The organism is Sporosarcina sp. P1, assembly GCF_002743155.1.
Classification (GTDB): domain Bacteria; phylum Bacillota; class Bacilli; order Bacillales_A; family Planococcaceae; genus Sporosarcina; species Sporosarcina ureae_B.
Genome location: NZ_PDYS01000001.1, coordinates 455,654 through 481,180 on the forward strand (window position 1 = coordinate 455,654; position 25,527 = coordinate 481,180).

The 25,527-nt window shown below is 41.7% G+C and carries 29 protein-coding genes; 21 read left to right on the plus strand and 8 right to left on the minus strand.

Going from position 1 to position 25,527, the window contains the following annotated elements; translation table 11 throughout:
- The first annotated feature begins 1 nt into the window (after position 1).
- From CSV73_RS02280 to recO, 4 genes are read left to right on the plus strand one after another with little or no spacing between them, the layout of a single operon-like run.
- Positions 2-352, plus strand: a complete 351-nt coding sequence (locus tag CSV73_RS02280) for a diacylglycerol kinase family protein (protein WP_099626509.1) — start codon at positions 2-4, stop codon at positions 350-352.
- Between the two features lie 28 nt (positions 353-380).
- A complete protein-coding gene (locus CSV73_RS02285) occupies positions 381-794 on the plus strand; it encodes a cytidine deaminase (RefSeq protein WP_099626510.1) in 414 nt (137 codons plus the stop codon).
- A complete protein-coding gene (gene era / locus CSV73_RS02290) occupies positions 775-1,683 on the plus strand; it encodes a GTPase Era (RefSeq protein ID WP_099626511.1) in 909 nt (302 codons plus the stop codon). Before CSV73_RS02285 ends, era begins: the two co-directional genes overlap by 20 nt.
- A gap of 30 nt (positions 1,684-1,713) precedes the next feature.
- Positions 1,714-2,508, plus strand: coding sequence for a DNA repair protein RecO (gene recO / locus CSV73_RS02295; RefSeq protein ID WP_099626512.1), 795 nt, complete (start codon positions 1,714-1,716; stop codon positions 2,506-2,508).
- Positions 2,509-2,536: 28 nt separating this feature from the next.
- Here recO and CSV73_RS02300 read toward each other — a convergent pair whose 3' ends face one another.
- On the minus strand, positions 2,537-3,916 hold the full coding sequence (locus tag CSV73_RS02300) for a glycine--tRNA ligase (RefSeq protein WP_099626513.1): 1,380 nt from the start codon (positions 3,914-3,916) through the stop codon (positions 2,537-2,539).
- 315 nt (positions 3,917-4,231) lie between these two features.
- On the opposite strand from CSV73_RS02300, the gene ccpN reads away from it, so the two are divergent.
- The 9 genes from ccpN to CSV73_RS02345 all read left to right on the plus strand — a co-directional run bounded on the left by ccpN (position 4,232) and on the right by CSV73_RS02345 (position 13,204).
- Positions 4,232-4,870 (plus strand): transcriptional regulator CcpN, encoded by a 639-nt coding sequence (gene ccpN, locus CSV73_RS02305; RefSeq protein WP_085133505.1) that lies wholly within the window; start codon positions 4,232-4,234, stop codon positions 4,868-4,870.
- A gap of 11 nt (positions 4,871-4,881) precedes the next feature.
- Positions 4,882-5,700, plus strand: a complete 819-nt coding sequence (locus tag CSV73_RS02310; RefSeq protein WP_099626514.1) for a pyruvate, water dikinase regulatory protein — start codon at positions 4,882-4,884, stop codon at positions 5,698-5,700.
- A gap of 167 nt (positions 5,701-5,867) precedes the next feature.
- Entirely contained in the window at positions 5,868-7,676 is a 1,809-nt protein-coding gene (gene dnaG, locus CSV73_RS02315; protein ID WP_099626515.1) for a DNA primase, read from the plus strand.
- Between the two features lie 15 nt (positions 7,677-7,691).
- Entirely contained in the window at positions 7,692-8,861 is a 1,170-nt protein-coding gene (gene rpoD, locus CSV73_RS02320) for an RNA polymerase sigma factor RpoD (protein ID WP_099626516.1), read from the plus strand.
- 80 nt (positions 8,862-8,941) lie between these two features.
- Positions 8,942-9,508 carry a hypothetical protein gene (locus tag CSV73_RS02325; RefSeq protein WP_099626517.1) on the plus strand — a complete coding sequence of 189 codons (567 nt, stop codon included), beginning with the start codon at positions 8,942-8,944 and terminating at the stop codon, positions 9,506-9,508.
- Between the two features lie 108 nt (positions 9,509-9,616).
- The gene (locus CSV73_RS02330; RefSeq protein WP_099626586.1) at positions 9,617-10,756 is read left to right on the plus strand and encodes an acyl-CoA dehydrogenase family protein; all 1,140 of its coding nucleotides are present in this window, start codon (positions 9,617-9,619) and stop codon (positions 10,754-10,756) included.
- A gap of 137 nt (positions 10,757-10,893) precedes the next feature.
- Positions 10,894-11,271 carry a c-type cytochrome gene (locus CSV73_RS02335; RefSeq protein WP_199092911.1) on the plus strand — a complete coding sequence of 126 codons (378 nt, stop codon included), beginning with the start codon at positions 10,894-10,896 and terminating at the stop codon, positions 11,269-11,271.
- Between the two features lie 117 nt (positions 11,272-11,388).
- Positions 11,389-12,096, plus strand: a complete 708-nt coding sequence (locus CSV73_RS02340) for a tRNA (adenine(22)-N(1))-methyltransferase (protein WP_099626519.1) — start codon at positions 11,389-11,391, stop codon at positions 12,094-12,096.
- On the plus strand, positions 12,083-13,204 hold the full coding sequence (locus tag CSV73_RS02345; protein ID WP_099626520.1) for a Nif3-like dinuclear metal center hexameric protein: 1,122 nt from the start codon (positions 12,083-12,085) through the stop codon (positions 13,202-13,204). The genes CSV73_RS02340 and CSV73_RS02345 overlap by 14 nt, the downstream gene beginning before the upstream one ends.
- 38 nt (positions 13,205-13,242) lie before the next feature.
- Here the strand turns inward: CSV73_RS02345 and CSV73_RS02350 are convergent, their stop codons facing one another.
- Both CSV73_RS02350 and vrrA read right to left on the minus strand, forming a co-directional pair.
- Entirely contained in the window at positions 13,243-14,208 is a 966-nt protein-coding gene (locus tag CSV73_RS02350; RefSeq protein ID WP_085130365.1) for a 4-hydroxy-3-methylbut-2-enyl diphosphate reductase, read from the minus strand.
- A 69-nt stretch (positions 14,209-14,277) separates the two neighbouring features.
- Positions 14,278-14,727 (minus strand): VrrA/YqfQ family protein, encoded by a 450-nt coding sequence (gene vrrA / locus CSV73_RS02355; RefSeq protein ID WP_099626521.1) that lies wholly within the window; start codon positions 14,725-14,727, stop codon positions 14,278-14,280.
- A 106-nt stretch (positions 14,728-14,833) separates the two neighbouring features.
- On the opposite strand from vrrA, the gene CSV73_RS02360 reads away from it, so the two are divergent.
- Together CSV73_RS02360 and CSV73_RS02365 are read left to right on the plus strand one after the other, a co-directional pair.
- Positions 14,834-16,129: a DEAD/DEAH box helicase gene (locus CSV73_RS02360; RefSeq protein WP_085130369.1), complete on the plus strand. Its 1,296-nt coding sequence runs from the start codon at positions 14,834-14,836 to the stop codon at positions 16,127-16,129.
- Positions 16,126-17,028 carry a deoxyribonuclease IV gene (locus CSV73_RS02365; protein ID WP_199092914.1) on the plus strand — a complete coding sequence of 301 codons (903 nt, stop codon included), beginning with the start codon at positions 16,126-16,128 and terminating at the stop codon, positions 17,026-17,028. The genes CSV73_RS02360 and CSV73_RS02365 overlap by 4 nt, the downstream gene beginning before the upstream one ends.
- Positions 17,029-17,062: 34 nt before the next feature.
- Here the strand turns inward: CSV73_RS02365 and CSV73_RS02370 are convergent, their stop codons facing one another.
- Positions 17,063-17,305, minus strand: coding sequence for a hypothetical protein (locus CSV73_RS02370; RefSeq protein ID WP_099626522.1), 243 nt, complete (start codon positions 17,303-17,305; stop codon positions 17,063-17,065).
- Between the two features lie 99 nt (positions 17,306-17,404).
- On the opposite strand from CSV73_RS02370, the gene CSV73_RS02375 reads away from it, so the two are divergent.
- Genes CSV73_RS02375 through CSV73_RS02385 form a run of 3 tightly spaced genes read left to right on the plus strand, consistent with a single transcriptional unit; the run spans position 17,405 to position 19,444 of the window.
- A complete protein-coding gene (locus CSV73_RS02375) occupies positions 17,405-18,175 on the plus strand; it encodes a metal ABC transporter ATP-binding protein (RefSeq protein WP_099626523.1) in 771 nt (256 codons plus the stop codon).
- On the plus strand, positions 18,172-19,002 hold the full coding sequence (locus tag CSV73_RS02380; protein WP_085130375.1) for a metal ABC transporter permease: 831 nt from the start codon (positions 18,172-18,174) through the stop codon (positions 19,000-19,002). Before CSV73_RS02375 ends, CSV73_RS02380 begins: the two co-directional genes overlap by 4 nt.
- Positions 19,003-19,027: 25 nt before the next feature.
- Entirely contained in the window at positions 19,028-19,444 is a 417-nt protein-coding gene (locus tag CSV73_RS02385; protein WP_085130377.1) for a Fur family transcriptional regulator, read from the plus strand.
- Between the two features lie 292 nt (positions 19,445-19,736).
- Here the strand turns inward: CSV73_RS02385 and CSV73_RS02390 are convergent, their stop codons facing one another.
- The 4 genes from CSV73_RS02390 to CSV73_RS02405 are packed head-to-tail and all read right to left on the minus strand — an operon-like array spanning position 19,737 to position 22,401.
- Positions 19,737-20,327: a 5' nucleotidase, NT5C type gene (locus CSV73_RS02390; protein ID WP_099626524.1), complete on the minus strand. Its 591-nt coding sequence runs from the start codon at positions 20,325-20,327 to the stop codon at positions 19,737-19,739.
- The gene (gene ispG / locus CSV73_RS02395; protein ID WP_099626525.1) at positions 20,324-21,451 is read right to left on the minus strand and encodes a flavodoxin-dependent (E)-4-hydroxy-3-methylbut-2-enyl-diphosphate synthase; all 1,128 of its coding nucleotides are present in this window, start codon (positions 21,449-21,451) and stop codon (positions 20,324-20,326) included. The genes CSV73_RS02390 and ispG overlap by 4 nt, the downstream gene beginning before the upstream one ends.
- 55 nt (positions 21,452-21,506) lie before the next feature.
- Positions 21,507-21,854, minus strand: coding sequence for a hypothetical protein (locus CSV73_RS02400; protein WP_143560924.1), 348 nt, complete (start codon positions 21,852-21,854; stop codon positions 21,507-21,509).
- 43 nt (positions 21,855-21,897) lie between these two features.
- The gene (locus tag CSV73_RS02405; protein WP_099626526.1) at positions 21,898-22,401 is read right to left on the minus strand and encodes a DUF1189 family protein; all 504 of its coding nucleotides are present in this window, start codon (positions 22,399-22,401) and stop codon (positions 21,898-21,900) included.
- 242 nt (positions 22,402-22,643) lie between these two features.
- On the opposite strand from CSV73_RS02405, the gene CSV73_RS02410 reads away from it, so the two are divergent.
- From CSV73_RS02410 to CSV73_RS02420, 3 genes are all read left to right on the plus strand, one after another.
- Entirely contained in the window at positions 22,644-24,275 is a 1,632-nt protein-coding gene (locus CSV73_RS02410; protein ID WP_085130387.1) for a Na/Pi cotransporter family protein, read from the plus strand.
- A gap of 21 nt (positions 24,276-24,296) precedes the next feature.
- A complete protein-coding gene (locus CSV73_RS02415) occupies positions 24,297-24,779 on the plus strand; it encodes a DUF456 domain-containing protein (protein ID WP_085130389.1) in 483 nt (160 codons plus the stop codon).
- 87 nt (positions 24,780-24,866) lie between these two features.
- Positions 24,867-25,475, plus strand: coding sequence for a superoxide dismutase (locus CSV73_RS02420; RefSeq protein ID WP_085130391.1), 609 nt, complete (start codon positions 24,867-24,869; stop codon positions 25,473-25,475).
- Positions 25,476-25,527: the final 52 nt, after the last annotated feature.

Below are 25,527 nucleotides of genomic sequence, written 5' to 3' on the forward strand. Positions count from 1 at the left end.
TATGCAAAATTTCTTGAAATCTTTCATCTTTGCGTGGGAAGGCATTAAAGACGGCTTTAGGCAAGGCCGGAATATGAAAGCGCACGGTTTGTCAGCTATGATCGTGTTGATTGCAGGCTGGTTCACTGGCCTTTCACAAATAGAATGGATGATCATTTTTATCGTCATTGCAGGTGTAATGGCACTTGAATTAATGAATACTGCAGTGGAATACGTTGTGGATCTTGTCACAACCGAATTCCATCCGCTAGCTAAAAAAGCAAAAGATATTGCAGCTGGTTCCGTTTTCGTGTTTGCCATAGCCAGTGCAATCATCGGCTGTATAATTTTCTTTCCAAAATGGTTTGGATAATAAGATCGAATGAAGAGGTGGTAATTAGATGCAAGTAGAACAATTAATGAATGAAGCAAAGCAAGCGATGAAAACGGCCTATGTACCTTATTCAAAATTTCCAGTAGGTGCTGCATTAGAGGCAAGCGACGGTACTATTTATCATGGATGCAATATTGAAAACTCTGCGTATGGCTTATCTAATTGTGCAGAGAGAACAGCTATTTTCAAAGCGGTATCTGAAGGTGTCACGTCGTTCAAGTCGATCACAGTAATTGGCGATACGGAAGGCCCAATCGCGCCGTGCGGTTCTTGCCGCCAAGTCATTGCAGAATTTTGTGCGCCGAACATGCCTGTATACTTGACGAATTTGAAAGGTCATATACAAGAAACAACAGTAGACCAGCTATTGCCGGGTGCTTTTTCCAAGGAGGATTTAGATTATGCAGAAGAACAACTTTAAGTCAGGCTTTATTTCCATCATCGGACGTCCCAATGTAGGGAAATCTACATTTATCAACCGCATGGTCGGTCAAAAAATTGCGATCATGAGCGACAAGCCACAAACAACACGAAACAAAGTACAGGGAATCGTCACAACCGATACGTCTCAGATGATTTTTATAGATACACCAGGTGTCCACAAACCGAAACATCGACTTGGCGACTTCATGTTGAAAGTGACACGCAGTACGCTGAGCGAAGTCGATGTGATCATGTTTATGGTCAATGCGGATGAAAAAATCGGAACAGGTGACAGATTTATTATGGAGTGGCTCGTGAAATCGGAGACGCCGGTATTTTTGGTCATCAATAAAATCGACTTGGTGCATCCTGATCAATTATTCGAGATCATCACATCATATACAAATGAAATGAAATTTGCAGAAGTCGTTCCAATCTCTGCACTAAATGGCAATAATATTGAACGATTGGTGGAAACGCTAGAAAGTTATTTAGATGAAGGTCCACAATTTTATGATGCAGAGCAAGTAACGGATCACCCAGAGCGTTTCATCATTTCCGAAATGATCCGTGAAAAAGTATTACACACAACGCGCGAAGAAATTCCGCACTCGATTGCGGTGGCGATTGAAAGTATTGAGCAAGATCCAGTAACCGACAAAACGCATATCCGCGCGACCATTATAGTGGAACGAGATTCACAAAAAGGGATTGTCATCGGTAAAGGTGGAAAGCTCCTAAAAGAAGTCGGTGTGAAAGCAAGAAAAGATATCGAAATGTTGCTGGGCCATAAAGTGTATTTAGAGCTATGGGTGAAAGTCCAAAAAGACTGGCGTAACCGTCCAAGTCGTTTGAAAGAGTTTGGATTTAACGAGGAAGACTACTAAGCTGTCTGTCCTGCTAAAGGAGAGAGCGTGTTGCTGAATAAATTGGAAGGCTATATTATCAAAAGTATCCCTTACGGAGAATCCAATAAAATTGTGACGATCTATACGAAAGAAGCGGGGAAGATCACGGCGATGGCAAGAGGTGCGAAAAAGCCTGCGAGTCGCTTAGCAGCCATTACACAAACCTTTACTCATGGCTATTTTCTTGTTCGTGCAAGCAGGGGCATGGGGTCGCTTGAGCAAGGTGAGCTCATCAGCAGTGTTCGGCACATTCGCTCGGATCTAGAGACGACGGCATATGCGGGGTTGATTGTAGAATTGCTTGATCGTCTAACAGAATCTGAACAGCCAAATGCGAGCATATTTCGTTTGCTTGACGAGTCTTTTAATGCTCTGGAAGAGGGCTATGACGCGGAAGCCATATCACTTTTCGTTCAGTGGAAGATGTTGCCGGTTGCAGGAATACATCCTATCCTTCATGAGTGTGCAAGTTGCGGCGCTACAGAAGGAGAATTCGCTTTTTCTTTCCAACAGATAGGTTTTCTCTGTCATCGTTGCTTTAACGTCGATCCGTATATCATTCGTCTATCCCCTACACAAATCAAATTGATCCGAATGTTTTACAATGTTCCACTCGATCAGATTGGTAAACTGACGTTGAAGAAACCGACGAAGACGTTTATGGCGAAGCTTGTTTCAACGATTTATCAAGAACAAACAGGAATCTTTCTGAAATCCAGAAAGTTCATTGAGCAACTGGAACGTACACCTGAATTGCAAAAACCAAAAGAACGAACGAAAGAAAGCCCAGAAGAGGAAGGCTGATGCCAACTTCTTCTGGGCTTTTTTATAATTAAAATTGTAGGTGTTTTTGGATATATGCTGTAACGTCTTCAATAGGCATGCGTTCTTGCTCCATGGAATCACGGTGACGAACAGTCACTTGTTTGTCTTCCAACGAATCAAAGTCAAATGTAATACAGAATGGAGTTCCGATTTCATCTTGACGACGGTAACGACGTCCGATGGATTGAGAATCATCATATTGTACTGGGAAATGCTTTGAAAGCTCTGCATATACTTGTTGTGCATCATCCGCAAGCTTTTTGGATAATGGAAGGACTGCTGCTTTGATTGGCGCTAATGCTGGGTGGAAACGAAGAACAGTACGTGTATCGCCGTCTTCAAGTTCTTCCGTATCGAATGCGTCACATAAGAAAGCCAACGTTACGCGGTCCGCACCAACGGAAGGTTCGATACAGTAAGGTACGTATTTTTCATTCGTAATTGGATCTTGGTAATGGAAGTCTTCGCCTGAATATTCCATATGACGGTTCAAATCGAAGTCCGTACGGTTAGCGATCCCCCATAGCTCTCCCCAACCAAATGGGAATTTGTATTCGATATCCACAGTTCCTTTAGAATAGTGGGATAGCTCATCTTCATTGTGTTCGCGAAGACGAATATTATCTTTCTTCAAACCAAGTTTCAATAATAATCCTTCAGACTGGTCAATCCAGTACTTATACCATTGCTCATCTTCGCCTGGTTTACAGAAGAATTCAAGTTCCATTTGTTCGAATTCACGAGTACGGAATGTGAAGTTACCCGGTGTGATTTCGTTACGGAAACTTTTTCCTACTTGTGCGATACCAAAAGGTACTTTCTTTCTCATAGAGCGTTGAACATTCTTGAAGTTCACGAAGATTCCTTGTGCCGTTTCAGGACGTAGGAAAATTTCGTTCGCAGAAGAATCTGTTACGCCTTGGCTTGTTTTGAACATTAAGTTGAATTGACGGATTTCCGTATAATCCAACGCACCACATGTAGGACATTTGATTTCGTGTTCTTGAATCAAATCGAACATTTTATCAAATGGTAGGCCATCGACGACCATTTCAATTCCCTTTGCATCCAATGCTTCTTCGATTAATTTGTCTGCACGGTGACGGGTATTACATTTTTTACAGTCGATCATCGGATCATTGAAGTTTCCGATATGACCGGATGCTTCCCAAACTTTCGGGTTCATCAGGATTGCGGAATCAAGACCTACGTTATAAGGTGATTCCTGGATGAATTTCTGCCACCAAGCGCGTTTGATATTGTTCTTTAGTTCGACACCTAGAGGACCGTAATCCCAAGTGTTTGCCAAACCACCATAAATATCAGACCCTGGGAATACGAACCCCCGTTGTTTTGAAAGATTGACTACTTGTTCCATAGATAACATTCTAAACGCCTCCAATTAAAATAAGCACACGTCTCCGGACATAGATCATGTCCGGGGACGAGTGCATGATAACCCGCGGTTCCACCCCGATTGGTTTTTCAACCCACTTTCATAATGAATGTTTCAACTCCCGGCTGCCGTTTTCGTGTAGGTACAGGCTTTCACTATCCCTGTTCGCTCAAAATATACACTACTTATTGACCGTTCTTCGTTTACTTGATTCAAAATTAGTTTAGCATGCTTCTCCTTTCTTCGCAATAGCGAGCGTGTTGATATATAATTAGACAGTAAATACAACTTTGAAGTCTGAAGGCGGTGACATGTTTGGAATTAAATACACGTCAGAATGAAATCCTCGACATCGTCAAAGGAAACGGTCCGATTACAGGGGAGCAAATTGCTGAGCGTTTACATTTGGCGCGCGCTACGATCCGGCCGGATTTGGCAATCTTGACGATGGCTGGATTTTTGGATGCACGACCGCGTGTAGGTTATTTCTATTCTGGCAAGAAACCTATCAAATCCGTTGCAGATGGCATGGTGGATATGATTGTAGCCAATTACCAATCGAGGCCAGTCGTCATCACTGAAAATCTATCTGTCTATGACGCGATTTGCCAGCTGTTTTTAGAAGATGTAGGTACGCTATTCGTGGTGGACCAACAGTCGTTATTGACAGGCGTTGTGTCACGAAAAGATTTACTGAGAACGAGCATCGGAAGAACAGAATTAGAAAAGATACCCGTGCATGTCATTATGACAAGAATGCCGAATGTCACATATTGCAAAAAAGAAGACACACTTATTTCTGTTGCCAAAAAAATGATGGACAGTCAAATCGATTCATTGCCTATAGTTCAAGAGCGTGAAAAGGGACTAGAAGTAATGGGACGGGTGACGAAAACAAATATTACTGCCGCTTTTCTTTCATTAGTGGAAGATCAAGATGTATGAGGAGTGACTGCATGACAAAATTCACATTATTCATTGTCTCCGATTCCGTCGGGGAAACTGCAGGTCTTGTGACGAAAGCGGCTGCGAGTCAATTTCGTCACGATTTGGAGACGGTTTCAATAAAAAGATTTTCATATATAGAAGAGAATTCACAATTGGAAGAGATTGTATTCTTAGCAAAGCAACAGCAAGCATTGATTGTCTTTACCTTAGTCAAAAGCCAGATGAGGGAGCAGCTACATCTACTTTGTGAAGAATTGAAAGTACCTTTCGTAGACTTGCTCGGTCCATTGATTGAGAAGATGGGAGACCAGTTGAAACAAGAACCATTTGAAGAGCCCGGTCTTGTCAGGAAGTTGGATGATAATTATTTTAAGAAGATTGAAGCGATCGAGTTTGCAGTTCGCTATGATGACGGAAGAGATACACGTGGCATATTAGAAGCGGACATGGTCCTAATCGGTGTTTCGCGTACATCCAAAACGCCGTTATCTCAATATCTTGCGAATAAAGGTTTTAAAGTGGCCAACGTACCGCTTCTGCCGGAAGTGGACCCGCCGTCAGAACTTTTTTCCATTGATCCTGCAAAGTGTTTTGGCCTATGTATTTCCGTTGAGCAATTGAATTCGATTCGGAAATCTCGCTTGAAGACATTAGGCTTGAAAGATGATGCAAACTATGCGAAAATAGCACGTATTCAACAAGAGATTGATTATTTCAATGAAATTACTACACGTGTCGGTTGTGAAGTCATCGATGTGACGAATCGCGCGGTAGAAGAGACAGCCAATACGATTCTTAAAGCATTTTTAGCAAGGAAGGCCAACTGAAAGAACCAGTTGGGTCTTCTTTTTTCTGTCTGTCTCCACTCGACTAACATGTCATAAATGTGACATAAATGCAGATACTGAAAATATTTATAGCAAAAAATGTCGATAAAGAAGGATTTTTGTGAGGCGTCTAGAATTTATGTATATAGAGTGGAAATGGTGATAGAATGACAAGAATATCTGATGATACAATTGAGGAAATCCGTTCAGGAACCGACATCGTCGATTTGATCAGCGAATATGTCCAATTAGCAAAAAGAGGTAAAAACTGGTTTGGACTTTGCCCGTTCCATGAAGAAGGCAGTCCGTCTTTCTCTGTTTCCGAAGACAAGCAGCTTTTCCATTGTTTTGGTTGTGGTGCAAGCGGGAATGCCATCACGTTCATGATGGATATGGAAAACCGGTCATTCATCGACTCCATCGTCAAACTAGGCAGCCGAATGGGATTAGAATTGGAAAGTTCCCAAACAGACAACCAAGCGTCAAAATCCTCGTCTAATCAAAAAATGCTGAAAGCCTACACACTGGCTGCTAATTTTTATAGCCATCTGCTCTTAAACACCATAGAAGGCGAAAAAGCATTAGAATATCTAGAAAAAAGAGGATTTACGCGTGACGAGATAGAACAGTATGAAATAGGATGGTCTCCCATTCAATCAGATGCCTTATCGGCACTGCTAAAGAGACAAGGTTTTGATATGAAGGAAATGGAAACGGCAGGTCTTTGTTTCCATAAAGAAGATGGCTCAGGTTATTTTGACCGTTTCAGAGGAAGGATCATGTTTCCTATTCAGGATGATAATGGTGCAACAATCGCATTCTCCGGCAGAAGGTTGGAGGATTCTTCTTCTGACGCTAAATATATCAATAGTCCAGAAACTCCCGTCTTTGAAAAGAGTAAGGTTTTGTTTAATTTTCACCGTGCACGTCTTAATGTTCGAAAAACGGGTAAAGTAGTATTATTCGAAGGTTTCATGGATACGATTGCAGCAGATCGTGGCGGAATAGGAAATACAGTGGCTGTTATGGGTACTGCATTGTCCGCGCATCATATCGTGAAATTGAAGCGAATGGCAAAAAAGATAGTCATTTGCTGCGATGGTGACTCAGCTGGCTGGGGGGCTGCCAGACGATTTGCTGACCAATTAATGGATAGCGGAATGGATGTACTGATTGCCACCTTACCTGATAAAATGGATCCTGATGATTATATCAGTCAGCATGGTTCAGAAGTATTTTCAGAAAAGGTGCTTGATCAAGCGTTATCTTATATTTCTTTCGTAGCGGCCTACTATAGAAGAGATAAGAATTTATCCGTTGATCATGATATCAAGCAATATGTACACGAAGTATTTGACGAACTGGCTCACCGTTGTTCTCCTATCGAGAAGGATTTATTGATCCAGCAACTCCACAATGAAACACATGCTTCAAAAGAGTCACTTGGTCAAGAATTCACCAAGTCGATTGCTAAGAAAGCGAAACAATCACGAGATACAAGTCCTGATGAAGGCAGAACTGTACAAGTTACGAGAGCCCCGGTGAATCGTGCGGAAACAGATCGTGCGGAACAATTACTTCTTGCGCATCTGCTGATGGACGCTGATCTATTCGAGGAAAAACGACTGGAACTTCAAGATTTATTTGTGCGAGATGATATCATCAAAATATTCTTTAAGTTAGCAGCGTTTTATGAACAATATGATTTGCCAAACTATCAGCGATTTGCAGAAACGTTGGAAGACCGGCAACTAAAGAAAGTAGTCATGGAAGCCATCTTAACTGAACGTTCACAGGAGCATATTACACAAGAAGTGAATGACTGTATCCGTCATTTGAAAAAAAATCAAATTAAACGTCTAATTGATCAAAAACGACATGAATCAAAAGAAGCAGAAAAAAGGAACGACCTACTGAAAGCAATGGAGTTGGCCTCGGAAGTAATCCAGCTTGTGAGATCGTTAAAGGTTCTGTAAGGAGGTATAGTCACTATGACAAAAGAAGAACAAACGGGAGAAGTAGAATTGACTCTTGAAGAAGCAAAAGCAGCTATTATTGAAGCAGGTAAAAAAACAGGTGAACTAACACTAGAGGATGTAACAGAGAAACTGGCATCCTTTGAAATGGAACCAGAACAATTTGAAGAGTTTTTAGATCAGATTGAAGCGCAAGAAATCGAAATGGATAGAAAAGAAGAAGTTGATCCCAAGGCTGAAAAAGAAGAGCAATTCGACTTAAATGATTTAAGTGTACCACCTGGCGTCAGAATCAACGATCCAGTCCGTATGTATTTAAAGGAAATTGGACGGGTGGATTTATTGACAGGTAAAGAAGAAGTAGAATTGGCGATTCGGATTATTGATGGTTTAGCTGCTGAAGCTGAGCTTGAGGAAACAGGAAAAATGACACCTAAATTAGAGACAACTATTATTCGTGGTGAGAATGCCAAAAAGAAATTGGCTGAAGCGAACTTGCGTTTAGTTGTCAGTATCGCAAAACGCTATGTCGGTCGCGGTATGCTATTCCTAGATTTGATTCAAGAAGGAAATATGGGCCTGATTAAAGCTGTTGAGAAATTTGACCATACGAAAGGCTTTAAATTCAGTACGTACGCAACTTGGTGGATCCGTCAGGCAATCACACGCGCAATTGCGGATCAGGCGCGTACCATCCGAATTCCTGTGCATATGGTGGAAACGATCAATAAATTGATTCGTGTTCAGCGTCAATTGCTTCAAGACTTAGGACGAGAGCCTTCACCTGAAGAAATCGGTGAAGAAATGGACTTGACTCCAGAAAAAGTTCGTGAAATCTTGAAGATTGCCCAAGAGCCGGTATCATTGGAAACACCAATTGGTGAAGAAGACGACTCCCATCTTGGCGATTTCATTGAAGACTCAGAAGCGCAGTCTCCTTCAGACCATGCAGCTTATGAATTGTTAAAGGAACAACTTGAAGATGTTTTAGATACGTTAACAGATCGTGAAGAAAATGTATTACGTTTACGTTTTGGTCTAGATGATGGCCGCACACGTACGCTTGAAGAAGTGGGCAAAGTATTTGGTGTTACGCGTGAGCGTATTCGTCAGATCGAAGCAAAAGCACTTAGAAAGTTACGCCACCCATCACGCAGCAAACGACTCAAAGACTTCTTAGAATAATAGGTGCATCGGCTGGAAATAGCCGATGCTTTTTATTCTTTATTTTAAAAAAGAAGATTGATACTATTGGAGGAGAAAGGATGGCTATAGATAAGAAACAGATCATCATTTCTGAAATCCGATATTGGAAAGCCAATAAACTTCTTCCCGAACATTATTGCGATTTTCTAATTACTTTGTATGCGCAAGGGGAAGATCCCGATGAAGTGGCAGAGAAAGAATCTTCCACACTTCAAAGTGAACGCAGAAAGTTACGTGCCAAACAATTTATGATTTTGCTTATTAGCTTATTGCTTGCAGGTATAGCATCAGTGGCTATGTTTGTACTAACGGAATATCCAATCGCTACATTGATTATTGCGACTGGATTGGCTATAATTTTCCTAACGTTCGTGTCAGGAAAAACGTTCATTAAGAAAGGTTTTGCACCATTTCTCTACATATCGATGGCTTTTCTTTTATTGATGATGTCATTGAAGATTTGGACTACATTTTTCGATGGAGACACGACAGTATTAATCGGACTCCTCGTGTTGAATTGCGGTTTGTGGTTATTTACTGGAAGAGTATTAAAGTTACTATACTTCACTATTTCAGGCTCACTAGGTCTATTGACAGTAGTCGCATTTTTAATATTATCTATATAACCGGACGGAATGTGTTGCTACATTCCGTCCGGTTTCTATATACTGTCATGTAAGGGCTTACAAATTCATTGGAAATAGAATCGTATACGTGCAGAGAGGATGATCATGATGAACTTCGATTTAACTCAAGAACAGCATATGGTGAAAAAACTAATGAGAGATTTTGCGAATGAGGAAGTAGCGCCAGGTGCAGTAGATCGTGATCGCTCAGGAAAGTTCCCAGTGGAGATTTTTAAAAAGCTCTCAGAAATGGGCATGATGGGCTTACCATTTCCCGAGAAATATGGTGGAGGTGGAGCAGACACGATCACATTTGCAATTGTTACGGAAGAATTAAGCCGTGCATGTGCCTCAACGGGCATTACGTATTCCGCTCATATTTCACTAGGCGGTGCACCTCTAAACTTATTTGGAACGGAAAAGCAAAAACAGAAGTACTTAACGCCAATCTGTGCCGGCGAATCATTGGGTGCTTTCGGTTTGACAGAGCCTAATGCTGGATCTGACGCTGGCGGAACAGAGACGTCTGCTGTGCTTTCTGACGGTCAGTATACGATCAACGGCTCAAAGGTCTATATTACCAATGCCAGCTACGCTAAACATCTAGCATTGACTGCTGTGACGGGGCGTGCAGACGGTAAGAAAGAGATTAGCGCAATCGTCGTACCGACCGATTCAAAAGGCTTCAAAATTATGGATAACTATGAAAAGATGGGCTTGCATGCTTCCAATACAACAGAATTATTGCTTGAAGATGTAGTAGTTCCGGAAGAGAATCTACTTGGCGAGAGTGGTAAAGGATTCCAGCAATTCCTTGTAACGCTTGACGGGGGGCGAATCGGTATCGGTGCTATGGCAGTAGGTATTGCACAGGCAGCTTACGAGCGAGCTTTGAAGTATTCAAAAGAACGTAAACAATTTGGGAAGACGTTATCTTCTTTCCAAATTACACAATTTAAACTCGCTGATATGGCGATGAAGATTGAACTTGCACGAACTATGGTTTATAAAGCAGCATGGTTGAAAGACCAAGGCAGAAAGTTTACAAAAGAAGCCTCGATGTGTAAATTATATGCTTCAGAAATTGCGATGGAAGTTGCCAATGAAGCAATCCAAATCCATGGAGGCTATGGCTATATGCGTGAATATGAAGTCGAACGTTATTTACGAGATGCCAAGCTTCTTGAAATTGGAGAAGGTACTTCAGAAGTACAGCGGCTGGTCATCGCTAGACAACTAGGTTGCTAACCTCGAATTATGGCGATTCTGTCACAAAAGACGAAAAGTCACTCAATAACGCTTTCAGTTTTCTTATAGATACAGTACAATGTTAAGTGTATACTGTATCTTTTACAGAATAGATTCTGGTGAAGGAGGGTAATCCAATGAATAAAAATCCTGTTGTACCATTTTTTCTAATTTTCGCACTTGGAATTGGACTGATTTTCTTCATGTCGCTTTATGGTCTAGATCAAAAAGAGGAAATTGCTGGAGCTAACGAAGAAGGCACTGAGCAAGGAACTGAAGAAGAAAGTGCAAACACTGGCGAATTTGATGCAGAAGCAGTTGCTCAGCAGAAGTGTATTAGTTGTCACGGTGACGGCTTGACTGGCGGAATGGGGCCAGCTTTAAATAGCTCACTTGACGCAAAAGTAGCACATGATGCAATCAAAGACGGTGTTGCTGGAACTGCAATGCCAGCTGGACTAGTTCCTGATGAGAACATAGATGAAATGGTTGATTACATTTTATCATTAGACTGATTGTCTACTTAATTTAAAGAGCCAGTAAGCCGGAGTAACTCTCGGTTTACTGGCTCTTTTGCATTGCATGAAATGAGTGGCGATTATACAATAGATAAGAATGAAAGGCGGGGAAAGATGAATACCAACCAATTATCGGAACGTCTGGCGATGGTGGCCAGTTTTGTTCCGAATCATACTGTGCTTGCGGATATTGGTAGTGATCATGCCTATCTACCATGCTATTTGATGAACAAAGGCAAGATACGTAAGGCCATTGCAGGAGAAGTAGTGAAAGGTCCCTTTGAAGCAGCGACACGCAATGTAGATCTTCATGGCTTTGCGGACCGTATTGAAGTGCGTCTAGCAAACGGTTTACAAGCGATAGAAGATGCAGATAACGTCGAAACCGTAACGATCGCAGGAATGGGTGGTACATTGATAACATCCATCCTAGAAGCAGGTAAGGATCGTCTGAAGTATGTACAGCGAATCATCGTACAACCCAATTTGCACGCGATCGCGATTCGAGAGTGGGCCGTAGCGAATGGTTTTTGCATCATAGACGAAGAGATTTTGCAAGAAGATAGTAAAATTTATGAAGTTCTAGTGTTAGAAAAAGGAACGGCCGATTATTCGAAAACGGATTTACTCGTTGGTCCAGTTTTACGACGTAAACTATCTTCTGTGTTTCGAGCGAAGTGGGAGCGGGAAATGCTAGAATGGCAACGGGTCATAAAAGCTCTTGATCATGCAGAACAAACAGAAGAAATTAAACAAAAAAGAGCAAACATACGAGAAAATATAGAATTAGTCGGGAAGGTGTTAGCACATGAAGAAAAGTAATGGACATCAGATCATTGAACTATTTGAAAAGTGGTCACCGAAGCGACTTGCATTTGAAGGGGATCCAATCGGACTGCACATCGGTCAATTGAATCGTTCCGTAGATAAAGTTCTTGTTACGCTTGACGTCAACGAACAAGTGATTGATGAAGCAATTGAAAATGGGGCAACTCTAGTGATTGCACACCACCCGCCATTGTTCCGTCCTGTTAAATCTATTATGACTGATACACCACAAGGGAAAATGATTGAGAAATGTATCAAGCATAATATTGCGGTCTACGCTGCTCATACCAATCTTGATATTGCAGCAGGTGGTGTCAATGATATGTTAGCGGAACGTCTCGGCATACAAGAAACGGAGCCGATCGATATTACAAACTCTGAACATTTGATGAAACTAGCGGTATTCTGTCCGTTAGAAGATGCTGATGCATTACGTCAGAAATTGGCAACTGCAGGAGCTGGTGCGATTGGTGATTATCGGGCATGCAGTTTTAGCTCACAAGGCACCGGACGATTCATACCGGTAGCTGGAGCGAATCCGACAATCGGCGAGATAGGCGAGCCGACGCTCGTAGACGAGGAGCGAATTGAAGTCGTTTTTGCGGAAAGTCAGCAAGTTAAAGTCATCAAAGCAATGTTTGCCGCGCATCCTTATGAAGAACCAGCATTTGATATAGTTAAAATGCAGCAAAAAACGAATGAGCAAGGGATTGGGCGTATCGGACAAATCGCAGAAGAGATGACGCTGAAGGAATTTGCACAACATGTAAAAGACGTATTCGGAGTTCCTGCATTACGTTTCGTAGGTGATCCGGAGAGGAAAATTCATAAAGTGGCAGTTCTTGGCGGTGACGGAAATAAATATATTACGGCTGCAAAGAGAAAAGGAGCCGATGTATTAGTGACAGGGGATATGTATTATCACGTCGCGCAAGACGCGCAGGCACTCGATCTCGCCATTGTAGATCCTGGTCATAATATCGAAAAAATTATGATTGCTGGTGTTGCGAATAAAATGACAAATCTTTGTAAAGAAAATAAATTACCTGTTGAATTTATTGAATCCAAAGTCATTACAGAGCCTTTTCAATTCCTATCGTAAACAAAACCGTCGAGCGTACTCGACGGTTTTTCCTATACTTATGGTTCGATCCGGATCACAGGAGTCGGGTTTTTGACTTTCGGCAAGATTTTCTCAAGCTTAAACTTTCTTTCCGGATGATGTGTTGTAGGATCTTCTTGATCAAATTCGTTTAGGAACGCTATAACTTCTCTAACGATTATTGTAGGTGTAGAAGCACCTGCTGTGACCGCTACTGTCTCAATGTCCATTAACCATGCTGGATCGATTTCTGAGACGTCTGAGACCCGGTAGGAAGGTGTGTTTGCGATTTCTACAGATACTTGTGTTAAACGGTTGGAGTTATTACTTTTTGGATCCCCAACAACAATTAGCAACTCTGCCTCACCGGCTTGTTCTGCTACAGCTTCTTGGCGAACTTGTGTAGCCAGGCAAATTTCTTGATGAACTTCGATATGAGGGAATTTACGTTCCAACTCTTCCATGAGATGTGCAACATCCCATTGACTCATCGTTGTTTGATTCGTAACCAATAGTTTGTCATTGGTAATCTCTAGATTATCAATGTCTTCAAGACGTTCAATTAAATGAACAGAATCGGGGGCTACACCGATCGCGCCTTCAGGTTCCGGGTGGTGCTTCTTGCCGATATAAAGAATGTCATAGCCTTCAGCTACTTTTTCTTCAATTAAGTCGTGTGTAACGGAAACGTCAGGACATGTGGCATCGATTGCGACCAGCCCTTTTTCTTTCGCTAATTGGCGAACTTCAGGTGAAACACCATGTGCCGTATAGATAACAGTTCCCTTATCTACTTTACGTAAAATTTCCAGACGGTTTTCACCATCCAACGTAATGATCCCATCTTCTTCAAACGCATCTGTAACGTGTTTGTTGTGAACGATCATGCCTAATATATAAATGGGTCTCGGCAGGGTAGGATCTAGCGCAGCATTCCTCGCAATGACCATCGCATCAACTACACCATAACAATAACCTCTTGGTGATATTTTGAGTACTTTCATTTATTCCACTCCACTCCTCTACTAACTTCTCTTTCATTATAGCGGAGATTCGTGAACGATTCAAAGAGTTCAGAAGGGAGGTTGGAAAATTCGCGGTATAGATGGCTGATTAGTGGCTTGGGAAGATGTAGGACTAGGTGTTTGCGGGCCACTTGGATGTGGAGCAGAAGAGACTGACGGCGCGTCCGGCATAGATTGTACCCCTTTATATAATCTCCACATAGCAGGTAAGTTTTGGACAAGTGGTGCAAACTGCTGAACTAATGGTGCAAATTGTTGGGCGGTATTAAAAAACCGATTGGCGGTTTGCATGTATTGATCAGCCCGTGAAGGACCGGTTTCTTGCATGCCTGCTTGCTGTTGAGGAGCACCGCCGCGCATTTCCCGGGGACCTCTGGGATTACCTTGCATGCCTTGGGGAAAGGGCATGGGCGCTCTGTGTTGAATAGGCGGAGTGTCAGGTGTCATCCTAGGCTGAGGTGGCTGATTGCTGAACGGATAAAATGATTGATATCTCATCACGAACTCCTTTCTAATTTTTTAGTTTCCCCTATATCCTATGCGAAAAAAACCACTGATGGCACCGAATCATGGTACAATAAGAATTATCTAGAGGAGGAACGATATGTCTAAATTTACTGATTACCAATTCAAACCATTTTTGAGGGAAGCCATTCAAAAATTAGGGTTTGAAGAACCAACACCGATTCAAAAAGAAATGATTCCATTGATCATGAAAAATACAAGTGCAATCGGACAAGCCCATACAGGAACAGGAAAATCCCACAGTTTTCTAATTCCACTTGTTGAAAAACTCAAACCGGAGCGCGACGAACTGCAGACGGTTATTACAGCACCTACACGTGAATTAGCAGTTCAGCTTCATGATGAATTGAAAAAGTTAATCGAAGGAACGGATATTAAAAGTGCAATCTTGATTGGCGGTACAGATAAAAAACGCTCTGCTGAACGATTGAAGAGCACACCGCACATCATCGTCGGTACACCAGGACGTATCCAAGATATGTCGGAAACCGGCGCATTACCGATCCACACGGCTACTCAGCTTGTCATTGATGAGGCGGATCTTGCGTTTGATATGGGCTTCATTGAAGACATTGATAAGTTTGCTTCCAGAATGCCGGAAAAGATTAGCATGTATGTATTTTCTGCAACGATTCCTGAAAAACTAAAGCCATTCTTGGCGAAGTATATGAACTCACCTGTTCACGTGCGGATGGATGATAAGAAACCATTGACGGAGAATATGCATTATTCATTAGTTCCTGTCAGAAGTATGGATAAAAATAAGAAATTACTACACGTGATGGATGCTCTTCAGCCGTATCTTGCAATTATCTTCACGAACACTAAGCAAAACGCTGATCGTCTCGCTACTTATTTAGCGGAGCATGGGCATAAGCCTGGTAAAATCCATGGTGATTTAACGCCTCGTGAACGTACACGTGTTATGAAGCAAGTGCGCGATCTAGAATACCAATACATCGTGGCGACTGATTTGGCAGCAAGAGGGATCGATATTCCTGGTGTCAGTCACGTCATTAACTTCGAGTTACCAGATGATCTGGAATTTTTCGTTCACCGCGTAGGACGTACAGCACGTGCAGGCATGCAAGGGCATGCGATTACATTGTATGAACCTTCTGATGAAGATGCAATTAATCAAATTGAAAAGCTCGGTATTCCTTTCGTTCACGAAGATGTCAAAAATGGCGAATGGATTGAAGTGAAAGAGCGTCAAGCGCGTAAGAAACGTGTACGTGAAGTAGATGAAATTGATAAAAAAGCAGATTCTTATATTCGCAAACCAGATAAAGTGAAGCCAGGCTATAAAAAGAAGATGGCAGAACAAAAAGAAAACTTTAAAAAGAGACAAAGGAGAATAAAGAAGAAATCATGACACAAAATGATATCCTTCTAGGTTCTCACGTATCCATGAGTGGTAAAAAGATGCTGCTTGGCTCAAGTGAAGAGGCTCTTAGTTATGGAGCCAATACATTCATGATCTATACGGGAGCACCTCAGAACACACGACGTAAACCAATTGAAGAATTGAATATCGAAAATGGTATACAGAGTATGGAGGCAAACGGTCAATCTAATCTCGTCATCCATGCACCGTATATTATCAATCTTGCGAATACCACCAAGCCTGAAACGTTCCGCCTAGGTGTAGACTTTTTGCAACAGGAAATCCAACGCACTGAAGCGCTTGGTGCCAACCAAATAGTCCTTCATCCAGGAGCGCATGTGGGTGCAGGAACAGAAACAGGTATCGAAAAAATTATTGAGGGCTTGAATGAAGTGTTATCTGAAGACGCAAATGTTCGCATCGCACTTGAAACGATGGCCGGTAAAGGAACAGAGTGTGGGAGAAGTTTTGACGAAATTGCCAAGATCATCGACGGCGTGAAGTATAACGAACGACTATCCGTTTGTTTTGATACATGCCACGTCCATGATGCAGGCTATGATATTGTTAATGACTTCTCAGGCGTCTTGGAGCAATTTAACAGCATAATCGGATTAGACCGAATTTCGGTCATTCATGTGAACGACAGTAAGAACATTTGTGGCGCTGGAAAAGACCGCCACGAAAATATCGGCATGGGACATATCGGTTTCGAACCGTTGGCTTATATCGTTCATCATCCGGTGTTTAAAGACATTCCAAAAATTTTGGAAACGCCATTCATCGGGACGGATAAAGCGAATAAAAAAGCACCGTATGCGGTGGAAATTGAAATGTTAAAAAACCATCAATTTACTCCTGCTCGATTGGAAGAATTGCATAACTGAAAAATCTAAGCGTTGCGCAGCCGCAACGCTTTTTCTATTGTAATTTATAGTGCTCCAAATACAGCATGGTTTTCTCATATCCAATGATCATAGTGATTTTTTCGATAAATGCGGACGGGATCCCTGTAAATAGCCAAGTGAATGAAACTTCATCCAGTAAAGGACGTAACTGCCTCACTTCTTTAGTAGATAACTCTACACCATAACTTGCCGCGTAACGTACAGCTTCCTGATCAGGCAATTGTTTAATTTCCTGAATTAACTGAAGTAAATCCATCTTCATCAATTCCTTTCAATTGGTTGTATCCCTCCACGTCTTACTATATAATTCATAAAGTAATCGGAATGATTCCGAATTAAAGGAAGGGATATGTATATGACAAATTCCATTATTAAACTAGAGCATATAACGCATAAATTTAACCATTCCGTTGCGCTTTCTGATGTTAGTCTAGAAGTGAAACAAGGGGAGTTTTGGGCTTTAATTGGTCCAAATGGTTCAGGTAAATCCACATTATTAAAGATCATATTAGGGTTGTTAAAACCGTCACAAGGCACGATTGAACTATTTGGCGGGCCGATTGACTCTTTTAACCAACAGCAAAGAATCGGCTACGTTTCTCAAAAGTCCAATGCATTTACGACGAAGTTCCCAGCTACTGTATTGGAAGTCGTGAAAAGCGGGTTGACGAGTAAAAAAGGACTCTTTAAGCGATTCGATAAAGAGGATGAACAGCGGGCGATTGACGCGTTACATGTTGTGAAAATGGCAGACCGTAAAGATGAGAGTATAGGAGATTTGTCTGGAGGTCAGCAACAGCGTGTCTTTATTGCGAGAGCTCTCGTGAGCCATCCCGATTTGCTAATCATGGATGAGCCGACAGTCGGAATTGACAGACAAAACGTTGAATCCTTCTATTCTATGCTTAGCGAATTGAATCGTGAGTACGGAATAGCGATTTTACTCGTGACACATGAAATTGATGTCGTGACGAAGCTTGCAACACATATTGCGTGCTTGAATCGTTCCATCCATTTCCATGGCGTCCATGCAGATTATGAAAAAATGAGTGACACGGAATTGTCGGGCTGGTACGGTCATCCTATTCGTCGGCTCCATCAAAAAGAAACGGAGCCGGTTAAATGATTGAAGCTATTTTCACTTATGAGTTTTTACAAAATGCTGTATTATCTGGGCTGATTATCGGCTTAATTGCTCCGATGCTCGGATTGTTTATCGTAGTGCGCCGTATGGCGATGATTTCAGATGCGCTTAGTCACGTAGCGCTTGCAGGGATTGCAGGCAGTCTCTATTTAAGTCAGCAAGTATTATTCTTTGCAGCGCTTAATCCCGTATATTTAGGAATGGCCGCAGCGGTAGTCGGCTCGTTATTGATCGAGCGATTGCGCAGAGTGTATAAAAGCTTTGAAGAACTGGCGATTCCGATTATTTTATCTGCCGGAATTGGATTTGGAGCAATATTCATATCACTTGCTAAAGGATTTGGTACAGATTTAGTTGGTTATTTATTTGGATCCGTATCAGCTGTGAGTCGGCAAGATCTATACATTGTAATGTTAATTGCTATTATTGTGATCGCATTTATATATTTCTTATATAAAGAGTTATTTTCATTGGCATTTGATCCTGAGTATGCGAGGGTATCTGGGATTAATGAACGCGTCATTCAGGCGGCTTTTATGATCATCACAGCACTAGTCATCGGTGCATCAATGCGGATCGTCGGGATTTTGCTTGTATCTTCGTTGATGACATTGCCTGTGGCGGCGGCTATTCAAGTAGCTAAAAGTTATAAGGGGGCACTCGTGTACTCCATAGTGTTCGGGGAAATCGCGGTAGTCATTGGATTGATATCTGCGTATTATTTAGATATCGCGCCTGGTGGGACCATTGTAGTTACGTCGGTGTTTATTTTACTGTTAGTACTTTTCTGGAAAAAAGTACGGTCATGAGAAGCAGGAAAGGTGGCGTTATGATATGTCGATAGATGAAGCATGGAGAATTCTATTGAAATATGATTATAAACGAACAAAAAATCGAGAGATCTTATTGCAGTTTTTTGATCAAGCAGATCGCTATGTAACTGCTATGGAAGTTCGCGTGGCGGTGGAACAGGACAATCCAGGCATTAGTTTTGATACGATCTACCGGAATCTTGCAATGTTCTCGAAGCTCGGAATTTTAGATGAGACGGAATTGAATGGTGAGCGACTTTATCGGATGCAATGCGCAACAGATCATCATCACCATCACTTTATTTGTACAACATGTGGTGGCACGAAATCAATTCCGATTTGCCCGATGGATAGTGTGACCGTAAATTTGTCGGAGTATGAGATAGAAGGGCATAAGTTTGAGGTGTATGGTAGATGTCCGAGTTGTAAAATAGGGTAGTCTGAATAGATCAAGAGGGCGGTACATCATGAATAAAATGATGTACCGCCTTTGCTGTGGGGAATATTCAAATGCAAGGAAATATTATATCAATCGCGTGCCGCTCATTAATTTGGTTGAGTGCTCATAGTACTACTCTAATTGCTCTATGGTATGTTGTTTCAGCTCTATCTTCATCATTAATCGCTCTAAGGAGATGCGTGAGCGCTCTATCAGCCTCCGCAACCGCTCATTAGCCCCGTCCTTTAATTCACAAAGTAAAAAAGCACCGCAATATGCGATGCTTCACCAATCACTTATTCTTTATCATTTCCGTGACATGGAACAACTGCCTAACATACTGATCGGCTTGTTTCCAATTCGCTACACGTATAACACCTTCTGGAATCGGGTCCTGGTTATAAGGTGTATCAAACAAGAACACGGGAATATCCAACTCTTCGTGGATTCCTACCGCATTGTCATGCTTGTCCTCGAAAAATACATCTACGTTAAATTGCTTAGCGGCCTCAATTTTATAATGCGTGCCGATCAACTCTACGTGGTCGTAAGGTATTTGTTGCTCGTGGAACCAGTTCGTTGTAGATTCGAGTACATTCTGGCCACGTGCAGAAATATAATACAACTCGAACTGCTTCTGCCAATTCGTTAATACTTCTTTTGCAAACTCTTGAGCAGGGGAGGTCTGATAGATCAATTCCTCCGTTTCCTTGTACCATTGCCCAAACTGAATAGGGTCCACATCAAACGCCTTCGTCAAGTCATATTCTTTAATATCATCAAGTGTTAGACTGGAGCCGAAATGTTTGTTGATATGGGGCAGAAGAGCTGTCGGGGTAGTTACCGTTCCGTCAATGTCGATTCCGAAACGAATACTCCTCATTCAGAAACGCTACCTTGTGCTGCAAGTGCTTCTTCTTGTCTTTTCTTCTCAAAATATTCTTCAGCCAAAATGTCGATTTCTTTTTTCAATTCCTCGACCATTGTCTTTTCGGGAACTTTTCGCACTGTTTTACCATGCATGAAGAGTAATCCTTCACCACGAGCTCCAGCGATACCGATATCTGCTTCACGTGCTTCGCCTGGGCCGTTTACCGCACAACCAAGAACAGCTACTTTCAACGGTGCTTTAATGTTGGAGATATACTCTTCCACTTCATTAGCAATCGAAATTAAGTCAATTTCGATTCGGCCACATGTAGGACAAGAAATTAATGTTGCAGAGTTAGATGATAAACCGAATACTTTCAGCAACTCTTTCGCTACTTTGATTTCCTGAACTGGATCTGCACTTAACGATACACGCATCGTGTTACCAATACCAGCTGATAGAAGGGAACCGAGTCCTGCTGCACTCTTAATCGAGCCCGCGAATAACGTACCGGATTCTGTAATGCCTAAGTGCAATGGATAATCGAATGCTGCTGCTGCAAGCTTGTACGCTTCGATCGCTAAGTTCACATCAGATGCTTTAAGTGACACGATAATATCGTGAAAATCCAAGTCTTCAAGGATTTTGATATGATGCAATGCACTTTCGACCATGCCTTCTGCTGTAGGGTAGCCGTACTTTTCAAGAATTTTTTTCTCTAATGAACCTGCGTTGACACCAATACGAATTGGAATGCCTTTCGCCTTTGCGGCATTGACAACAGCTTCTACTTTTTCCTTACGGCCGATATTGCCTGGATTGATACGGATTTTATCTGCACCTTGTTCAATTGCAATCAATGCTAATTTATAGTCAAAGTGAATATCCACCACTAGCGGAATATTGATCTGCTTTTTGATTTCACCAATCGAATACGCTGCACGCTCATCGGGACATGCTACACGTACGATTTGGCAGCCTGCATCCTCCAAACGTTTAATTTCTGCAACTGTTGCTTCGACATCATGTGTTTTTGTCGTCGTCATGCTTTGCATAAACAACTCATTGCTTCCCCCTATAGTCAAATTACCGACTTTTACGGGACGGGTATTGGAACGATGAATCATTTCAGTCATTATGTCTCTCTCCTTCAAATGAGTAAATACCATCGAAATTCGATGGAATATAAAATTATCCTTTTTCGCTTTCTTCGCAAACCGATTCTACTTGTTCACCGATAGGCAACTTAATTTGTTCGCCAGCTAGAAATTGTTGGCGTTCGAGATGAGGGTTCATGGAATAAAATTGCTCCAACCTCTCAAGAAAGTTTTGTGTTGAATCTGGATATAATGCGAATAACGATTCTATTGTATCACCTTCAACCACTCGAATGACAATTGAATGATTTGGAGTTTCCTCTATACAGGACGATTCATCTTCAAAAAAGGCTGCAAGAGGGATTGTCCCTTCCGTTAAATCCATTCGAACAAAATGAACTGTGCAGAATACAGCAAGTGCGATCAGTAAAATTCTCATCATGCATCCCTCCTGCACTACACTATGCAGACAAGAGGAAGTCTATTCATCGTGGTTGTTTTGGATAATAGACTGCTGCCCTCCATACGTAGAGTAAATGGACTAAAGATGCGATCCACAAACTAGACGATTGCATGGCTGGAACAAATTCAAATACCATCGTCAGCAAGATAGGTAATGTGGCAGCAATCGCTGCTGTTCGCCACATAAAACGGAATTCGCCACGGCGACGCAATAGTTTCAATAGCAATACCCCTATGATAGCAAAAATACTGATGCGAATAAATAAATACGACGTAATAATGACCAATTGCAACACAAACGCGATTGGATAGATCAAAAAGCCGATCGTTTCGCCAATTTCCGCTAATTCAGGAGATGATTGGAACAGTGTATGATCACCTATTACAAATTGAAAAAACGATACACTGGTGTAAAGAAAGATAAACACAAATATGTATTGAATGACTTTACCGATTGATAACATGCGAAACGCCGCAAGTTTTTTCGGTTCATGTAAAGAAGCTTTAAAAATTTGATGGAATTTCACTAAGCCGGCCTCCCTTTCTCCATACAGTCTACCATTTATTTAAAACATACTGCTTTGCAGAAATTTCGACATTCTTATGACATTTTATTGCTACATTGTTAAGGTGATGTAAAGATTGCATTAGGATACTTTACAATTGACGTATATAACTCTCATAATAGGTTGAAACTTCACAACAAATTTAAGTAGTGAAGGGCTGTTAAAAATCATACATAAAAAGTTTAATGGAGGTTGACAATTCAATGGAAGTGAACTGGCAGGAAGTAGTGTTCCAATTTCTTGGGGGATTAGGAATTTTCCTATTTGCAATTAAGTATATGGGAGACGGATTGCAAAAGGCTGCAGGGGACAGACTTCGTGAAATCTTAGACCGTTTTACCACTAATCCATTTATGGGTGTTCTAGTTGGTATTATCGTAACCGTGTTAATCCAATCTAGTTCTGGAACAACTGTTATTACAGTCGGTCTAGTAAGTGCTGGATTCATGACACTTCGTCAGGCGATTGGCGTCATCATGGGCGCCAATATCGGTACGACAGTGACTGCATTTATTATTGGTCTAGATGTAGGCGCATATGCATTACCGATCATGGCATTTGGTGCCTTCCTGATTTTCTTCGTCCGTAAAGCTAAAATCAAGAACCTAGGAGAAGTCATCTTCGGCTTCGGAGGATTGTTCTTAGGGCTTGAATTAATGAGTGACGGTATGAAACCATTACGTTCATTAGAAGCATTTGCCGATTTCACTCTCGCAATGAGTGAACATTCACTGCTTGGTGTCATAGCAGGAACAATTTTCACACTGATCGTACAAAGTTCCAGTGCGACTGTCGGAATCTTGCAAGGTCTCTTTGCTGAAGATCTGGTAACAATGAAAGCCGCATTGCCAATTCTTTTCGGTGATAACATCGGTACGACTATCACTGCGGTACTTGCGGCACTTGGTGCATCTGTTGCAGCAAGACGAGCGGCAGCTGTACACGTACTATTTAATGTTGTTGGAACCATCATCTTTATGATCCTGCTCGTACCATTTACGGCATACGTCGAATGGATTGCTGGTGTATTGAACTTAGAAAGTAAAATGCAAATTGCATTTGCGCACGGTTCGTTCAACGTTGCCAATACAATCATTCAATTTCCGTTCATTGGTGCTTGGGCTTATCTAGTCACGAAGATGATACCGGGCGAAGATGTGACGATCGAATATAAACCGAAACACTTAGATCGTCGTTTCATCACGCAATCCCCAGCCGTTGCGATAGGACAAGCTAAAGAAGAAATTATCCGCATGGGTGATTTCAGTGTCCGTGGTCTTCAGGAATCATTCGAGTATTTGAAGACAGGCCAGAAAAAACATGCTGAAACGGCGTATCAGATTGAAGATGCCATCAATAATCTCGACCGCAAAATTACAGACTATTTAGTTGAAGTATCTGTAGTAATCGTTTCACCAGCTGAATCCGGCCGTCATGTATTATTGATGGATTCTGTTCGGGATATCGAGCGAATTGGCGACCATTTCGAAAACATTATCGAGCTGATAGATTTACGTGAAACGAATAAACTGAAGCTTACAGACGATGCGTTGGAAGATTTAACAGAAATGTTCACATTGACAATCGAAACTGTACAAAAAGCTATTGAATCGTTAGACCAAAATGATACAGATCTAGCGCGTATCGTTTCAGAAAAAGAAGATTTAATCGATAATATGGAACGTAGATTCCGCAAAAATCATATCGTCCGTTTGAATGAAGGACATTGTAGTGCACAAGCTGGTATGGTATTCGTCGATATCGTTTCAAACCTCGAGCGAATTGGTGATCATGCAGTGAATATTGCAGAAGCAATTTTAGGCAAGCACGCATAATCAATTAAAGGAGTGACAACTATGTTATGGATAGGTTGGACATTGGCCATTCTCATGTTTGTGATCGCGTTTGTCGGATTGATCTATCCAATCATTCCATCCGTTGTGTTTTTATTAGTAGGCTTCCTGCTTTACGGTGCATTTGTTTCATTTGAAGAGTTAACGTGGTTGTTTTGGGTAATCCAAGTATTATTCGTTTTACTATTATTTGGAGCGGATACGATCGCAAATCTCGTCGGTGTCAAACGTTTCGGTGGCAGCAAGGCAGGAATGTGGGGAAGTACGATTGGACTGCTCATTGGTCCATTCGTCATTCCGGTCGTGGGTATTCTAGCCGGACCTTTCCTTGGTGCAATCCTTGCAGAACTAATTTTTACTCGATCTGGGATCAAACAAGCTTTCCGCACCGGAATCGGCTCTGTTGTTGGTTTTCTGACATCAGTTGTTGTAAAAGGTACCATTATGTTGGTTATGATTGTCATATTCCTATTTTTTCTCCGTTAACAGTCCATTTTCTTTGAATGCTGACTCATATTTTGATAATGTGAAGTGGTAGGGCAAAACAGAGATAATTTAGAGGAGGAATGGAAAATGGCTTATACATTACCAGAACTACCATACGCATATGATGCGTTGGAGCCACACATCGACAAAGAAACGATGAACATCCATCACACGAAACACCACAACACGTACGTAACGAACGTGAACAACGCACTAGAAGGTCACGAAGAACTTCTTAACATGCCTGTTGACGAATTAGTTGCAAACTTGGACAAAGTTCCAGAGGACAAGCGCACAGCGGTCCGCAATAACGGTGGTGGGCACTCTAACCACTCATTGTTCTGGACAATCCTTTCACCAAACGGTGGCGGCAACCCAACTGGAGAAGTTGCACAAGCAATCGACAAGAAGTTCGGTAGCTTTGACGCTTTCAAAGAAGAGTTTGCTAAAGCTGCAACAACGCGCTTCGGTTCAGGTTGGGCTTGGCTTGTTGTAAACAACGGTGAAATTGAAGTAACATCAACTCCTAACCAAGACTCACCTTACATGGATGGTAAAACACCATTGCTAGGTTTGGATGTTTGGGAGCATGCATACTACTTAAACTACCAAAACCGTCGTCCTGACTACATTTCAGCATTCTGGAACGTAGTAAACTGGGATGAAGTTGAAAAGCGTTACCAAGACAATAAGTAATTGAAACCTGACACACATCTAGTTCGTCTAGATGTGTGTTCTTTATTATTTT

Excerpts from the sequence above, each read along its gene's own strand:
- CSV73_RS02280 (WP_099626509.1), top strand. The coding sequence starts at position 2 with ATGCAAAATTTCTTGAAATCTTTCATCTTTGCGTGGGAAGGCATTAAA.
- CSV73_RS02285 (WP_099626510.1), top strand. The coding sequence starts at position 381 with ATGCAAGTAGAACAATTAATGAATGAAGCAAAGCAAGCGATGAAAACG.
- era (WP_099626511.1), top strand. The coding sequence starts at position 775 with ATGCAGAAGAACAACTTTAAGTCAGGCTTTATTTCCATCATCGGACGT.
- CSV73_RS02300 (WP_099626513.1), bottom strand. The coding sequence starts at position 3,916 with ATGTTATCTATGGAACAAGTAGTCAATCTTTCAAAACAACGGGGGTTC.
- CSV73_RS02310 (WP_099626514.1), top strand. The coding sequence starts at position 4,882 with ATGACAAAATTCACATTATTCATTGTCTCCGATTCCGTCGGGGAAACT.
- dnaG (WP_099626515.1), top strand. The coding sequence starts at position 5,868 with ATGACAAGAATATCTGATGATACAATTGAGGAAATCCGTTCAGGAACC.
- rpoD (WP_099626516.1), top strand. The coding sequence starts at position 7,692 with ATGACAAAAGAAGAACAAACGGGAGAAGTAGAATTGACTCTTGAAGAA.
- CSV73_RS02325 (WP_099626517.1), top strand. The coding sequence starts at position 8,942 with ATGGCTATAGATAAGAAACAGATCATCATTTCTGAAATCCGATATTGG.
- CSV73_RS02330 (WP_099626586.1), top strand. The coding sequence starts at position 9,617 with ATGAACTTCGATTTAACTCAAGAACAGCATATGGTGAAAAAACTAATG.
- CSV73_RS02335 (WP_199092911.1), top strand. The coding sequence starts at position 10,894 with ATGAATAAAAATCCTGTTGTACCATTTTTTCTAATTTTCGCACTTGGA.
- CSV73_RS02340 (WP_099626519.1), top strand. The coding sequence starts at position 11,389 with ATGAATACCAACCAATTATCGGAACGTCTGGCGATGGTGGCCAGTTTT.
- CSV73_RS02345 (WP_099626520.1), top strand. The coding sequence starts at position 12,083 with ATGAAGAAAAGTAATGGACATCAGATCATTGAACTATTTGAAAAGTGG.
- CSV73_RS02350 (WP_085130365.1), bottom strand. The coding sequence starts at position 14,208 with ATGAAAGTACTCAAAATATCACCAAGAGGTTATTGTTATGGTGTAGTT.
- vrrA (WP_099626521.1), bottom strand. The coding sequence starts at position 14,727 with ATGAGATATCAATCATTTTATCCGTTCAGCAATCAGCCACCTCAGCCT.
- CSV73_RS02360 (WP_085130369.1), top strand. The coding sequence starts at position 14,834 with ATGTCTAAATTTACTGATTACCAATTCAAACCATTTTTGAGGGAAGCC.
- CSV73_RS02365 (WP_199092914.1), top strand. The coding sequence starts at position 16,126 with ATGACACAAAATGATATCCTTCTAGGTTCTCACGTATCCATGAGTGGT.
- CSV73_RS02370 (WP_099626522.1), bottom strand. The coding sequence starts at position 17,305 with ATGGATTTACTTCAGTTAATTCAGGAAATTAAACAATTGCCTGATCAG.
- CSV73_RS02375 (WP_099626523.1), top strand. The coding sequence starts at position 17,405 with ATGACAAATTCCATTATTAAACTAGAGCATATAACGCATAAATTTAAC.
- CSV73_RS02380 (WP_085130375.1), top strand. The coding sequence starts at position 18,172 with ATGATTGAAGCTATTTTCACTTATGAGTTTTTACAAAATGCTGTATTA.
- CSV73_RS02385 (WP_085130377.1), top strand. The coding sequence starts at position 19,028 with ATGTCGATAGATGAAGCATGGAGAATTCTATTGAAATATGATTATAAA.
- CSV73_RS02390 (WP_099626524.1), bottom strand. The coding sequence starts at position 20,327 with ATGAGGAGTATTCGTTTCGGAATCGACATTGACGGAACGGTAACTACC.
- ispG (WP_099626525.1), bottom strand. The coding sequence starts at position 21,451 with ATGACTGAAATGATTCATCGTTCCAATACCCGTCCCGTAAAAGTCGGT.
- CSV73_RS02400 (WP_143560924.1), bottom strand. The coding sequence starts at position 21,854 with ATGATGAGAATTTTACTGATCGCACTTGCTGTATTCTGCACAGTTCAT.
- CSV73_RS02410 (WP_085130387.1), top strand. The coding sequence starts at position 22,644 with ATGGAAGTGAACTGGCAGGAAGTAGTGTTCCAATTTCTTGGGGGATTA.
- CSV73_RS02415 (WP_085130389.1), top strand. The coding sequence starts at position 24,297 with ATGTTATGGATAGGTTGGACATTGGCCATTCTCATGTTTGTGATCGCG.
- CSV73_RS02420 (WP_085130391.1), top strand. The coding sequence starts at position 24,867 with ATGGCTTATACATTACCAGAACTACCATACGCATATGATGCGTTGGAG.